The sequence below is a fragment of the Bradyrhizobium pachyrhizi genome, assembly GCF_029714545.1.
GTDB classification, from domain to species: domain Bacteria; phylum Pseudomonadota; class Alphaproteobacteria; order Rhizobiales; family Xanthobacteraceae; genus Bradyrhizobium; species Bradyrhizobium pachyrhizi.
This window is the reverse complement of sequence record NZ_CP121667.1, coordinates 3,735,435-3,749,602: the sequence shown is the minus strand read 5'-3', so window position 1 is coordinate 3,749,602 and position 14,168 is coordinate 3,735,435. Positions and strand designations below refer to the sequence as shown.

At 64.2% G+C, this 14,168-nt stretch carries 12 protein-coding genes; all 12 read right to left on the bottom strand.

Annotation, left to right across the window (positions count from 1 at the left end; genetic code table 11):
- Positions 1-33: 33 nt before the first annotated feature.
- The gene (locus QA639_RS17135; protein ID WP_283090285.1) at positions 34-1,368 is read right to left on the bottom strand and encodes a purine-cytosine permease family protein; all 1,335 of its coding nucleotides are present in this window, start codon (positions 1,366-1,368) and stop codon (positions 34-36) included.
- A gap of 94 nt (positions 1,369-1,462) precedes the next feature.
- Positions 1,463-2,500, bottom strand: coding sequence for an aliphatic amidase (locus QA639_RS17130; RefSeq protein ID WP_028331418.1), 1,038 nt, complete (start codon positions 2,498-2,500; stop codon positions 1,463-1,465).
- Between the two features lie 33 nt (positions 2,501-2,533).
- Positions 2,534-3,226 (bottom strand): urea ABC transporter ATP-binding subunit UrtE, encoded by a 693-nt coding sequence (gene urtE, locus QA639_RS17125; protein WP_050386944.1) that lies wholly within the window; start codon positions 3,224-3,226, stop codon positions 2,534-2,536.
- Positions 3,219-3,971 (bottom strand): urea ABC transporter ATP-binding protein UrtD, encoded by a 753-nt coding sequence (gene urtD / locus QA639_RS17120; RefSeq protein WP_283090284.1) that lies wholly within the window; start codon positions 3,969-3,971, stop codon positions 3,219-3,221. Before urtD ends, urtE begins: the two co-directional genes overlap by 8 nt.
- On the bottom strand, positions 3,968-5,107 hold the full coding sequence (urtC, locus tag QA639_RS17115; RefSeq protein ID WP_050386945.1) for an urea ABC transporter permease subunit UrtC: 1,140 nt from the start codon (positions 5,105-5,107) through the stop codon (positions 3,968-3,970). Before urtC ends, urtD begins: the two co-directional genes overlap by 4 nt.
- Positions 5,108-5,123: 16 nt before the next feature.
- A complete protein-coding gene (gene urtB, locus QA639_RS17110) occupies positions 5,124-5,993 on the bottom strand; it encodes an urea ABC transporter permease subunit UrtB (protein ID WP_283090283.1) in 870 nt (289 codons plus the stop codon).
- A 129-nt stretch (positions 5,994-6,122) separates the two neighbouring features.
- Positions 6,123-7,373, bottom strand: coding sequence for a transporter substrate-binding domain-containing protein (locus tag QA639_RS17105; protein WP_038377077.1), 1,251 nt, complete (start codon positions 7,371-7,373; stop codon positions 6,123-6,125).
- A gap of 127 nt (positions 7,374-7,500) precedes the next feature.
- Positions 7,501-8,052: an ANTAR domain-containing response regulator gene (locus QA639_RS17100; protein WP_245467074.1), complete on the bottom strand. Its 552-nt coding sequence runs from the start codon at positions 8,050-8,052 to the stop codon at positions 7,501-7,503.
- 86 nt (positions 8,053-8,138) lie between these two features.
- The gene (locus tag QA639_RS17095) at positions 8,139-9,293 is read right to left on the bottom strand and encodes a transporter substrate-binding domain-containing protein (RefSeq protein WP_028331424.1); all 1,155 of its coding nucleotides are present in this window, start codon (positions 9,291-9,293) and stop codon (positions 8,139-8,141) included.
- Positions 9,294-9,668: 375 nt separating this feature from the next.
- On the bottom strand, positions 9,669-11,336 hold the full coding sequence (hutU, locus tag QA639_RS17090; protein WP_157346075.1) for a urocanate hydratase: 1,668 nt from the start codon (positions 11,334-11,336) through the stop codon (positions 9,669-9,671).
- A gap of 18 nt (positions 11,337-11,354) precedes the next feature.
- On the bottom strand, positions 11,355-12,914 hold the full coding sequence (gene hutH / locus QA639_RS17085; protein ID WP_283090282.1) for a histidine ammonia-lyase: 1,560 nt from the start codon (positions 12,912-12,914) through the stop codon (positions 11,355-11,357).
- Entirely contained in the window at positions 12,911-14,125 is a 1,215-nt protein-coding gene (gene hutI, locus QA639_RS17080) for an imidazolonepropionase (protein ID WP_283090281.1), read from the bottom strand. The genes hutH and hutI overlap by 4 nt, the downstream gene beginning before the upstream one ends.
- Positions 14,126-14,168: the final 43 nt, after the last annotated feature.

Sequence of the window (14,168 nt, the reverse complement as noted above, 5' to 3'; positions counted from 1 at the left end):
GATATACCCTTCTTGCTTGATCGAGCTGATCGCTTACGCCGGACGCGCCACCTCTTCCGTGGAAGACTCCACCCGTGCAATCGCCCCGTACACGATGCCTGCGACCACCGCGGCGGAGATCGCAGTGGACAGTCCCGGCATCAGGTTTTCAACCGCAAAGGCACACAGCGATCCGATGCCCCAGGCGATGAACGGCTTCGCACGCCAGTCGACGTCCGCGCGCGCCTCGGCCCGCAGCAGGTACTGATCGACCAGGATGATCGCGCCGATCGGCGGCACCAGGATGCCGAGCAGCGACAGCCACTGGATGAAGAACGCCCAGACATTGCCTGCAGCAACCAGGATGCCAAGAGCGCCGAGCACCACCGCCATTAGCCGCATATTGGTCCCGAGGATGCGCGACCAGCCGGTGGCTGCGTTGTACAGGCAATGCGAGCAGACCGAGCCGAGATTGGCATAGAGGAAGATGAACGCGAGGATGCTCAGCCAGGTGAGCTGCTTGCCGTTCATGTAGCCGAACATGTTGTCGACACCGAACGGGTTGGCGTTCGGCACGGCGAGCGCCGCCGTCATCACGCCGCCGACCAGCATTGCCACCAGATTGGCGAACGGAAACGCGCTGAACGTGGCGAACAGCGAGGACCGCGTGCTCGGCGCCCAGCGATTGAAGTCCGCCGTCACCGTGCCTGCGTCGATGAACAGCGCGAGCACCACCGTAAGCCCGACGCCCATCGACATGCTGGCGACGCCATTATTGCCGGTATAGCCGAAGATCGCCGCCGACGTCGTGGTCGAGGCGGCATCGGCCGCGACCCAGAGGCCGAGCACGACAAACATCGGCACTGACGCCAGCCCGATCCAGTGCAATCCCTTCACGCCGACGAAGGTAATCCCGATATAGAGCACGCCCGCGACGATGGTCATCGCCACATAGTTGAGGCCGTAAGTCGAGGAGATCAATGCGCCGGTGATGCCGGTCTGCACCGCATACCAGCCGAGCAGCAGCGTCGACAGCAGGCCCGACGCCAGCACATAGCCCTTCTTTCCGAACACGATGCTGGCGATCAACGCGAAGTTCATGCCTCGCCTCGTGCCGATCAGGCCGAGCGCGCCGACATAGGCGAACATGATCAGATTGCCGATGATCATCGCCACCAGCGCATTCTTGAATCCCATACCCAGCACCAGCAGCGATCCGGTCATCGCGCCGGTGATGATCATCGGAAAGCCCAGCCATACCATCGTGACCGAGAAGGCGCTGCGCCGGGCGCTCATCGGCACCGGCTCGTGCTCGAATTCATGGCCGAGAAGATCGTCGATCTGCCCTTCGGTCTGCTGAACCAGCCCGCTATTCGATTGGCCGCTCATGATGTCCCCCTGTTTCCTTCGCGAGGAAGTGTCCGCCGTTGCATCGAACCACGCCGGCGCGAAACATCGCGCCGGCGCCGATCATCGATGTCACTCAACGATGTGCGACTTTCTGGTTCGGAATGCCCTCGATCGGGCATTCGTCGGTTCCGACGGTCGGACGGGTCATGGCCTCGACCATTTCCCGTGTCCCCTCGGGGTCGGTGATCCAGTTCTTGTAGAAGGTGTAGGGGCAGACCGCGTGGCCGCGATCGCCGTCACCGGAGTTGATCAGGCCGGTATAGCCGCGGTGCATCAGCTTGAAGAGATGATTCTGCGACTGCATGTTGCGGCGGGCGTCGCGGATCAGCGACACCGAAAGCTGCGCGTACTGGATGCCGTTCTCCTCGGTACCGCACTCGCCGAGCGTCCTTCCGTCGAAGCCGATGAGCGCGGAATGGCCGAAGTAGGAATAGACGCCGTCGAAGCCGGAGGCGTTGGCAACCGCGACGTAGCAGTTGTTGGCCCAGGCCATCGACTTCGAGATCTGGATCTGCTGCTCCTTGGCCGGATACATGTAGCCCTGACAGCGAACGATCAGTTCGGCGCCGCGCATCGCGCAGTCACGCCAGATCTCCGGATAGTTGCCGTCGTCGCAGATGATCAGGCTGATCTTCAGCCCCTTGGGCCCGTCCGAGACGTAGGTGCAATCGCCGGGATACCAGCCCTCGATCGGCACCCACGGCATGATCTTGCGGTACTTCTGGACGATCTCGCCCTTGTCGTTCATCAGGATCAGCGTGTTGTACGGCGCCTTGTTGGGATGCTCCTCGTGGCGCTCGCCGGTCAGCGAGAACACACCCCAGACCTTGGCCTTGCGGCAGGCGTCGGCGAAGATGCGGGTCTCCTCGCCCGGCACCGACGACGCGGTCTCGTACATCTCCTTGGAGTCGTACATGATGCCGTGGGTCGAGTATTCCGGGAAGATCACGAGGTCCATGCCCGGCAGGCCAAGCTTCATGCCCTCGACCATCTTGGCGATGTTGCGCGCGTTATCCAGCACCTCGGCCTTGGTGTGCAGGCGCGGCATCTTGTAATTCACCACGGCAACGCCGACCGTGTCCTTGCTGCTCGATATGTCTCCATGCAACATGTCTCGACTCCCTTTCCTGAACGATAAGTCCCGCTACACGGCCATGTGCAGCTGGATGAGATCATCGGTGAGCTCACCGATCGCGCCCTTGGCGACGACGCGTCCCTTTTCGAGCAGCGCGAAGCGGTGAGACGCGCGCCGCGCGAACGCGACATTCTGTTCGACCAGCACGACCGTGATGCCGCGCTCGCGATTGAGACTGACGATCACGTCCTCGATCTGCTCGACGATGTTTGGCTGGATGCCCTCGGTCGGCTCGTCCAGCAGGATGACCTTGGGCTTGGCCAGCAGCGCACGCGCGATCGCAAGCTGCTGCTGCTGGCCGCCGGAGAGATTGCCGCCATAGCGATTGAGAAAATCCTTGAGGACCGGAAACAGCTCGAGCACCCATTCCTCGATGCCGTTGGCCGATTTCGCCGCGAAGGTTCCGAGCGTCAGGTTCTCCCGCACGGTGAAGCGCGGCAGAATCCCGCGGCCCTGTGGTACGTAGGCAATACCGGCCTTGGCGCGCTGATAGGTCCGCAGCGGCGAGATGTCGGCGCCGTCGAGCGACAGCCGTCCGGTGCACCGGTCCATCAGGCCGAGGATGCTGCGCATCAGCGTGGTCTTGCCGACGCCGTTGCGGCCGAGCACCGAGAGGAATTCGCCATTGCCAACCATCAGGTTGATGCCCTGCAGGGCGCGGCTGTTGCCGTAGAAGGCGTCGACGTCGGTCAGCTCAAGCATGGCTGATGCCTCCCGATCCGAGATAGGCGCGGCGCACTTCCGGATGCGCTTCCACTTCCGCCGCGGTGCCCTCGGCCAGCATCTGGCCCATATGCATCACGGAGATGATGTCGCCGATCGCCTTGACGAAGCCCATGTCGTGCTCGACCACGATCAGCGTGTGCTTGCCCTTCAGCCGTGCGAACAGTTCGGCGGTCTTGCGGGTTTCCTGCGCCGTCATGCCCGCGGTGGGCTCGTCCATCAGGATCAGCTCGGCGTCTTGGGCGACCAGCATGCCGATCTCCAGCCACTGGGTCTGACCGTGCGACAGATAGGCGGCCGGCCGGTCGAGCTGCTCGGTGAGCCCGACCAGCTCGGCCAGACGCTCGACATGCTTGCGTCCTGAATTGCCGATACTCCAGCGCAAATTGCCAAGCACGGAGGTGCGACGCGCTCGCGCCACTTCAAGGTTCTCGCTGACCGTGAGCTCGCGGAACACGCTCGGCACCTGGAATTTGCGGCCGACGCCGGCGCGGGCGATTTCGTATTCCTCGAGGTCCTGCAGCGCGGTGCCATCGAAGCTCACTGTGCCGGCGCTCGGCTTGACCTTGCCGCAGATGATGTCCAGCGCCGTGGTCTTGCCAGCCCCGTTCGGCCCGATCAAGCAGCGCAGCTCGCCCTTGCGCACGCTCATATTGAGACTGTTGAGCGCCTTGAAGCCGTTGAAGCTGACCGAGACATCGCGTAGATCGAGATGGGAGCTCATGTGCTGCCCTCCGTCTGGCCGACGCCTTGCGCCACGCCGCCCGCGGCAGCGTGCCGCCGCAGCGCGATCCAGCGCAGCACGACCTGCGCAAGGCCGGCGAGCCCCTTCGGCAGGAACAGCACCACGAGCACGAACAGCGCGCCCATCACCAGCGTCCAGGTCTCCAGGAATGCTGCGGACTCCGACAGCGCGCCCTGCATGCCCGCCACCAGCACCGCGCCAAGGAACGCACCGACCAGGCTCTGCCGGCCGCCGACCGCGCACCACACCACCACCGAAAGCGAGAGCTGCACGCCGAGGAAGGTCGGCGAGGCAAACTCCATCACCACCGTGTAGAGCATGCCGGCAAGGCCCGCGATCGCCGCCGACAGCGCGAACACGAAGATCTGGTAAAGCGCGACGTCGTAGCCGAAGTAGCGCACCCGGCTCTCATGGTCGCGGATCGCCTGTACAATCAGGCCGGCCTTGGTTCTTGTGAAGGCAAAGGCGACAAGCAGGCTGAGCAGGACACAACTGGCCACAAGATAGTAGGTTGCGCGGCCATAAGCATCGAACGCGACGCCGAAGATCTCGAGCTGGGCGAGATCGGTGATGCCGTTGAAGCCGCCGGTGTAGCTCTGCTGGTCGATGATCACGAGATTGATCACCACCATGGTGGCGAGCGTGATGATCGAGACATAGACGCCGGTGACGCGCCCCCGGAACATGAACCAGCCGAGCGCCGCCGCAACCAGCGCCGGCACGATCAGGCCCGCGGCGATCGCGAAGGTCAGCGACCGGAAGGGCTCCCAGAACCACGGCAAATGCTGGACATTGTTCCAGACCATGAAGTCCGGCAGTCCACTCGCTCCCGTATGCACCGGCACGGTCTTGAGCTTGAGCGCCATTGCCATGGCGTAGGAGCCGAGCCCGAAGCTCATCGCCTGGCCGAGGTTCAGGATGCCGCCGAATCCCCAGGACAGCCCGAGCGACACCGTGAGAATCCCCAGCACCAGATAACGCGCGACCTTGTTGAGCAGGAAGTCGTTGTTGAGCAGCACCGGCAGCGCGAACACCACGGCGCAGACGATCAGCAGAGGCGCAAGCTGCGCGATCAGGCGCTGCAATCCGCTGGAGTTGGGAACATGCGACGGCATAGATGAGCGATCTGTCTCAGGCCCGCACGCGTGCGGTGAAAAGCCCCTCGGGGCGGAAACGGATGAGCACGACGATGGCGAGCAGCACGATCGCCTTGGCCACCGTGTCGTTCTGCAGGAAGGCAATGCCGCCGGAGAGCTCGCCGAGGATGAAGGCGCTCGCCACGGTGCCGGCGAGGCTCTGCACGCCGCCGAGCACCACCACCATGAAGGCATCGACCACATAGCCGGTGCCCATATCGGGCGACACGCTCTTCAGCGGCGACACCAGCGCGCCGGCCAGGCCCGCCAGTCCGGCGCCATAGGCGAAAGTCAGCGCATAGACCCGTTTGGCGTTGATGCCGAACGAGGCAGCGACGGAACGGTCCTGGATGATCGCGCGTAGCTTCATTCCGACCGTGGTGCGATTCATCAGCAACCAGGTCGCCACGAACAGTGCGATCGACACCACGAACAGGAACACCCGATAGGACGATACCGAGATGCCAAACACGTCCATGCTGTCGGACAGCGCCGGCGGCAGTTGCACGTAGCGCAGTTCGCTGCCAACCATCAGCCGCACCGCCTGCTGCAGCATGATGCCGACGCCCCAGGTCGCAAGGATCGTATCCAGCGGCCGGTTGTTGAGCAGGCTCAGGACATAGCGCTCGATGACCCAGCCGAACACGGCGACCACGAAGAAGATCGGCACCAGGCTCGCGAGCAGGCCGAGCCCGAGATAGGTATGGAACACCCAGGCCGTGTAAGCGCCCAGCATCACGAACTCGCCATGGGCGAGATTGATGATGCCCATCGAGCCGTAGATGATCGACAGGCCTAGCGCGACCAGCAGCAGGATCGATCCGATGCTGAGGCCGGTGACGATTTGTTCGATGAATTGGTCCACGTCGGGATCCGCTTTCGATGTTCGCGTTGTGCGCCCTGCCCCTCGCGCCCGTTCGAGCGACAGGCAGCATTCGTTTCGGGACGCTGGCCGCCGGCGCCGCACGCCGACGGCCTTCGTCAGCCCCCGTCGTCAGCTCTTCTCGACCAGGCCCTTCTCGGTGCATGACTGTCCGGGATAGGCCGCGTAAGGCACCGGCTTCAGCCACTCCTTGGCCTCGACCAGAATCTCGAACTGTCCGTTCGACTTCGCCTGCGCGATCTTGGGCCACAACCAGGTGTGCAGGTTCTCCGGCTCGATCCGGACCTTGCCCTGCGGTGCAATCACTTCCTGGCCCTTGACCGCGTCGCGTATGTTCGGGGGCGTGAGATCGCTGGTCGCGAGCTTCTCGACCGCCTGCTTGAACAGGTAGGTCTGGAAGTAGCAGGCCTCCGACACGAAATGCGTCACCTTGTCGGCGCCCCAACGCTTCTTGTAGGCCTCGACGAACTTCTCGTTCTCCGGCGACTTGTGCACCATGAAGTAAGGCGCCGAGGTGAAGTGACCGGCGGCCGCCTCGCCGCCCATCGCAGCGACTTCGTTCTCGGAGGTCGTGAGACTCGCCATCGGCATCTTCTCGGGATCGAGGCCGGCCGCCTTGTACTGACGATGCAGCGCGACCACGGAATCGCCGACCACGGTGGAAAAGATCACGTTCGGCTGCGTCGAGCGGATCTTGTTGATGACGGAAGAGAATTCGGAATGGCCGAGCGGCACATATTCTTCCGCCACGACCTCGCCGCCGAGTTTCTCAAGCAGCTTCTTGCAGTAGTTATTCTCTTCCTTCGGATAGATGTAGTTGGAGCCGATCAGGTAGAACTTCTTGCCGAACTTCTTGACCAGCCAGGGCACGAACTCGTCCTGCTGCTGGTTCGGCACCGCGCCGGTGTAGATGACGTTCTTCGAGCACTCGCGGCCTTCATAGAGCGTCGGATACCAATAGAGATTGTTCTGCCGCTCGAACACCGGGAGCACCGCCTTGCGGCTCGCCGAGGTGTAGGAGCCGAACACGCTGACGCATTTGTCGCCGACGACGAGCTTGCGAGCCTTCTCCGAGAACGTCGCCGGATCGGACGCGGGGTCCTCGACGATCGGCACGATCTTGCTGCCCTTGATGCCGCCTGCGGCGTTGATCTCCTCGATGGCGAGCAGAGTCGCCTTGTTGAGCGATTCCTCGATGATTGCGGTCGTTCCCGTCAGGGAGAACAGCACGCCGACCTTGATCTCGCCGCCGGCGGCAAAAGCGAGGTCGGCGTTCTTGATCCAGATGTGCGGCAGTCCGGCGCCGGCGAACGCGCCAAGCGCCGCGGTATTCCTCAGCAAAGTCCGCCGTGAAATGCTCATCCCTCGCTCCCTTCAGGACTGAAAAAACAAAAAGCCCTCCCGATGCGCGCTTACGCGAGCATTGGGAGGGCTTTGTTGCCGGTTGTGTCGAAGGCGGCGCTGTCGCCGCCGGCCCCGCTATTGGGGCTTACTGTTGATGATCGTAGCCAAGCAGTTCGAACGAGTCAACAATCGCCGCGGCGACTGCACTTGCCGACACGCGACGATCCATCGCCTGTCGTCTGATGAAGCCATAGGCTTCGGTTTCCGGCATCTGCCGCGTCGCCATCAGGATCGCCTTGGCGCGCTCCACCGTGCGCATCGAGCGCAGATTGTCATCGAGCTTCTCGATCTTGCTGCGAAGCCGCCGTTCATAACCAAATTGACTACGCGCCAGCACGAGGCTCGACAACACGGCATTTTGCGTGAACGGCCGCGGCAGCACGGCGTTCGGCGTCGCATGACATAGCGCATCGGCGTGAACGGTTTCCGTCGCCGGCAGGATCACAACCAGCGCCGAGCGCGCGTCGCCGGGAATCCACGGCAGGCGCCGCGCCAGGTCAGGAGAATATTCGCAGTACACCACGTCGGCATCGGCCGGCACGCTCTCGGGCATCGGCCAGACCTGCCGCACCCGCATCCGGAACCGCTGCAACTCGCGCAGCAACATGCCGACCTGATCGTCGACCGGCGCGACCACCACCGCCGACAAATCGGCAAGTTCCTGAACCATGGTCTTGCGTCCGCCGACGTCTCGGCTCAGCGACGGCTTACGCGACATTTCGTTCATTGGACGCTTCCTGTTTGCGTTGCACGACCATATCCGATCAGGAACGGATCCGCATGCACCGGCTCCTTCGACTGGCTGACGACATCGAACTGTCCCTGGCGGTTGGCGCGCCCGATGCGGGTCCAGAGGTCGGTATGACCCGACATCGGGTTGACGGTGACTGCACCTTGCGGTGCATCAAAGCTGGTGCCGAACACCATCGAGCGGAGCACTTCGGTGTCGAGTGAATTGACCTGCTCGAGCGCCTTGGCGAACAGATGCAGCTGGAAGTACGACGCCTCGGCGCACATATTGGTCGAGATATCGGCGCCGAACCGCTTCTTGAAGCGCTGCACAAACGCATTGTTGGCGCTGCCCTCGACGCCCTGGAAGTACGATGCCGCCGTGACGTGTCCCTCGCCGACGTCGAAGCCCATGGCGGCGATTTCCGCTTCCGTCGTGGTCAAGCTGGCGATCGGCACCTGCTTTGGATCGAGCCCGACATTGGCATAAGCCTGATAGAGGAACACCGTGCCCTCCCCGACGACGGTCGAGAAGATCACGTCGGGCCTGACACGCTTGATATCCTGGATGATCGGCACAAAATCCTGCCAGCGCGCATAGACATTGACATAGCGCTCGCCAACGACCGAGCCGCCATTGCTCTTGAGCAGCTCCCGCATCACCCGGTTGGACTCGCGCGGATAGATGTAGTCCGACCCCACGAAATAGAACCGCGTTCCGAACGTATCCATCAAATAGCGGCACAGCGCGAGGCTGTTCTGGTTCGGCGAGGCGCCGGTGTAGATGACGTTGGGCGACGCCTCGAACCCTTCGTAAAGCGTCGGATACCAGAGCAGACCGTTCAGCCGCTCGACCACCGGCAGCACCGCCTTGCGGCTCGACGAGGTGTAGCAGCCGAAGATCGTGCTGACCTGATCCTCGATCATCAGCCGCTTGGCGTAATGGCCATAGGCGGCCGAGTCCGATCCGGGGTCATAGGCAACGGGAACCAGCTCGCGGCCGCACACGCCGCCCGCTTCATTCACCTCTTCGATCGCGAGTTGCGTGCCCTGATACTGGGTCTCCTCGATGACCGACATGAAGCCGGTTCGCGAGAACAGCACTCCTATCCGCCACGGAGCGGATGTCGTTTGGGTAAGGTTCGACATGATCAGGCCCTCGACAGAATTGGAGGGACGAGAGGGATTATTGTTCTTGTTGCTCTCGAACAGCATTGCCGGCTGCGGAAGATTGCATGCCATCTGCCGCGAGACAAGGACCCTGGCCGCTCATCCTGTCAGCGAAGCTGACGCGAAAGCAGGCAGACTTGTGTCACCCGCGACGGATCACAGGCGCAGCGCTCCACGGACCACCTATCTCCGGTAGCTGCACCGCCGATTTCCCGTATCAAGGCATGTCCGGCCGGTCACCGCGCGTCCATCAACCGGAAGGTTGAGAGAGCTGCGACGAGATTGCTCGTTAACCTGCATCCCGATCGGGAGATGCCGCTGAACCACGAACAACTCCCGATCAGGGGGATCCCATCAGCGCAGGCTGGGCAGATCGAGCCCGTTCGCGCGTGCGCATTCGATCGCCGTGTCATAGCCGGCGTCGGCGTGGCGCATGACGCCTGTCGCCGGGTCGTTCCATAGCACACGCTCGAGCCGGCGCGCCGCCTCCGGCGTGCCGTCAGCGACGATCACCATGCCGGCGTGCTGCGAATAGCCGATGCCGACGCCGCCGCCGTGATGCAGCGACACCCAGGTGGCGCCGCTCGCGCAGTTGAGCAGTGCATTGAGTAGCGGCCAGTCGGACACCGCGTCGGAGCCGTCGCGCATCGCCTCGGTCTCGCGGTTCGGACTCGCCACCGAGCCGCTGTCGAGATGATCGCGGCCGATCACGATCGGCGCCTTGAGCTCGCCGCGCGCCACCATCTCGTTGAAGGCAAGGCCAAGCCGATGGCGGTCGCCGAGCCCGACCCAGCAAATCCGTGCCGGCAGTCCCTGAAACTTGATGCGCGCCTTGGCCATGTCGAGCCAGTTGTGCAGGTGGCTGTCGTTGGGCATCAGCTCCTTGACCTTGGCATCGGTCTTGAAGATGTCCTCGGGATCGCCCGACAGCGCGGCCCAGCGGAACGGTCCGACGCCGCGGCAGAACAGCGGGCGGATATAGGCCGGAACGAATCCCGGAAAATCGAACGCCTGCTTCAGGCCCATGTCCTTGGCCATCTGACGGATGTTGTTGCCGTAATCGAGCGTCGGGATTCCCTGCGCGTGGAAATCCAGCATGGCCTGGACGTGATCGACCATCGAGGTCTTGGCCGCCGTCTCAACAGCCTTCGGGTCGGCCGCGCGTTTGGCTTCCCAATCGGCGAGTGTCCATCCCTTCGGCAAATAGCCGTTGATCGGATCATGTGCGCTGGTCTGGTCGGTGACGATGTCCGGGCGCACGCCGCGGCGCACCAGCTCCGGAAAGATCTCGGCCGCGTTGCCGAGCAGGCCGACCGACACCGGCTTCTGGCTTTTGACCGCTTCAGCAATGATCGCCAGCGCGTCATCGAGCGTCGTCGCCTGGCGGTCAAGATAGCCCGTGCGCAGCCGCATCTCGATGCGGCTCGGCTGACATTCGACCGCGAGCATCGAGGCGCCGGCCATCGTCGCGGCCAGCGGCTGCGCACCGCCCATGCCGCCGAGACCCGCCGTCAGGATCCATTTGCCGCCGAGACTGCCGCCATAATGCCGGCGGCCGACCTCGACGAACGTCTCATAAGTCCCCTGCACGATGCCCTGGCTGCCGATATAGATCCAGGAGCCTGCCGTCATCTGGCCGAACATCATCAGGCCCTGCCGGTCGAGCTCGTTGAAATGATCGAGCGTTGCCCAATGCGGCACCAGGTTGGAGTTCGCGATCAGCACGCGCGGCGCGTCGGCATGGGTGCGGAAAATGCCGACCGGCTTGCCGGACTGCACCAGCAGCGTCTGGTCACCCTCGAGCTTGCGCAAGGACGCGGCAATCCGGTCAAAGCTCTCCCAGTCGCGCGCCGCACGGCCGATGCCGCCATAGACCACGAGCTCGCTCGGGCGCTCGGCGACATCAGGGTCCAGATTGTTCATCAGCATGCGCAGCGGTGCTTCGGTCAGCCAGCTCTTGGCACTGATGTCGGTGCCGCGGGGAGCACGGATGATGCGTTCATTATCCAGTCGGCGGTTCATGACGGATGCCCCTGTCGGCTAAGCAAGTTTTGGAAACGGGTCGGATGAGAGAACCGCGATCGCTGCGGCAGGCAGCGCGTCGGCTTCGACCAGCGATGCGGCCCGCGCAAGATCGTCGGCCATGTAGCGGTCGGCGGCGAGTGCCGGAACATGCGCGCGCAGCGCGGCGATGACCGCGGCGAGCGGCGCGCTGGTCGCATGCGGTGCGCGCAGCGTGATGCCCTGCGCCGCGACCAAAAGCTCGATGCCGAGGATGGCCGCGAGATTGTCGGCCATGTCCGACAACCTGCGCGCGGCATGCGCGGCCATCGAGACGTGGTCTTCCTGATTGGCGCTGGTCGGCGTGGAATCGATCGAGCACGGCATCGCGCGCTGCTTGTTCTCGGCATAGAGCGCCGCGGCCGTCACCTCGGCGATCATGAAGCCGGAATTGATGCCGGGCTCCGGCGTCAGGAACGGCGGCAACCCGAAGTTCAGCGCCGGGTCGACAAGGGTCGCGATCCGGCGCTCGCTGGTCGCACCGATCTCCGAGAGCGCCAGTGCGATCTGATCGGCAGCGAACGCCACCGGCTCGGCGTGGAAATTGCCGCCCGAGACGATCTCGCCGGTCTCGACCAGGACCAGCGGATTGTCGGTCACGGCATTGGCCTCGACGGTCAGTCCGCGCGCGGCTTGCGCGAGCAGGTCGAGCACGGCGCCCGCGACCTGCGGCTGGCAGCGCAAGCAATAAGGATCCTGCACGCGCTCGTCACCTTCGAGATGCGATTGTCTGATGTCGCTGCCGTCGAGCAGCGCGGTCAGGGCCGCGGCCGCAGCGATCTGCCCATCATAGCCGCGCAAGGATTGGATCTCGGGACGAAACGGCACCGTTGAGGCCATCGCCGCATCGACCGACAGCGCACCGGTCACCAGCGCGGCGCACGCCAGGCGATGCGCACGCAGCAGGCCGGAGATGGCGTAGGCGGTGGAAAACTGCGTGCCGTTGATCAGCGCGAGCCCCTCCTTGGGGCCGAGCGTCAGCGGCGCGAGGCCGGCAGCGGCAAGCGCTTCGCGCCCCGGCACAAGCCTGCCATCAAGGATTGCCTGCCCCTCCCCGATCATGACCGCGGTCATGTGGGCGAGCGGCGCCAGGTCGCCGGAGGCACCGACCGAGCCCTGCTGCGGCACCAGCGGATAGACACCGCGCGCCAGCATGCCCTGCAACTGCTCGATCACCTCGCGGCGCACGCCGGACGCGCCGCGACCGAGCGAAATCACTTTCAACGCCATCATCAAACGCACGATCGGCTCGGGCGTGTTCGAACCGACTCCGCAGCAATGCGACAGGATGAGGTTGCGCTGAAGCAGTGCAGTCTGGTCGGGCGCGATGCGCGTCGATGCCAGCTTCCCGAAACCAGTATTGATGCCGTAGACGGGAACGTCGATCTGCGCCGCCTTCGCCACGATTTGCGCGGCAGCCTCGACGCGCGGCCAGCACGATGGATCGAGCACGACGGGCGCGCCCGCGATCACGCGCGCCAGGACGTCGAGGCCGACGGTTCCGGGCGTCACGACGACAGGCGCATCCCGATCGCTCATTGTCCCCTCCACACCCGGCTGTGCAGCGGGTTGAAGCCGATGCGGTAAACCAGTTCGGCCGGACGCTCGATGTCCCAGATCGCCAGATCGCACCACTTGCCGGCCTCTAACGTACCGGTCTCGGCAAGCATGCCGAGCGCGCGGGCCCCTTCCCGAGTCACCCCTATGAGGCATTCGGCGACCGTCATCCGGAACAGCGTTGCACCCATGTTCATCGCCAGCAGCAGCGAGGTGAGCGGCGAGCTGCCCGGATTGCAATCGGTCGCAAGCGCCATGTTCACACCGTGGCTACGAAACAGCTCGACCGACGGCTTGTGCGTCTCACGAATGAAATAAAACGCGCCGGGCAGCAGGACCGCCACGGTGCCGGCCTTCGCCATCGCCACGGCGCCAGCTTCGTCGGTGTGTTCGAGATGATCGGCTGAGAGCGCCGAGAATTTTGCGGCCAGCGCCGCGCCGCCGAGATTGGACAGCTGATCCGCATGCAGCTTGACGGGCAGTCCGAGCGCACGCGCCGCCTCGAAGACTCGCGCCGTCTGCTCTCCGGAAAACGCTATCCCCTCCATGAAGCCGTCGACGGCGTCGGCAAGGCCGGCCTTGGCCACGGCCGGCAGCATCTCGTTGCAAACCAGATCGATGTAACCGTCGTTGTCGCCATTGGCCTCTGGCGGCAGCGCGTGCGCACCGAGAAACGACGTGCGGATCGCAACCTGCCGCAGGCGGGTGAGGCTGCGTGCCGCCGCCAGCTGCCGTATCTCGGTCTCGGCATTGAGGCCATAGCCGGACTTGATCTCGACGGTGGTTGCACCCTCGCCGATCAGCGCATCGAGCCGCGGCAGCGCACCGGCGACGAGCTCCGCCTCGGTCGCCTTGCGCGTCGCCGCGACGGTCGAGACGATGCCGCCGCCGGCGCGCGCGATCTCCTCATAGCTCGCGCCTTTCAGGCGCAGCTCGAACTCGTGCGCGCGATTGCCGCCGAAGACGAGATGGGTGTGGCAATCGACCAGTCCGGGCGTGATCCAGCGGCCGCCGCAATCGGTCCGTTCAACAGCGTCCGCATCCACGGGAAAATCCGACTGCATGCCGGCATAGACGATGCGGCCGTCGCGCGCCGCGATCAGGCCCCGCTCGATCTCGCCGAGATCAGTGCGGTCGCTGCGCATCGTGGCGAGCCGGGCGTTGTGCCAGATACGGTCGAAGCGCTCTGCCATGCGATCGTCCCCTCGATGTGGGATGCTTGACTTATATGTCTAG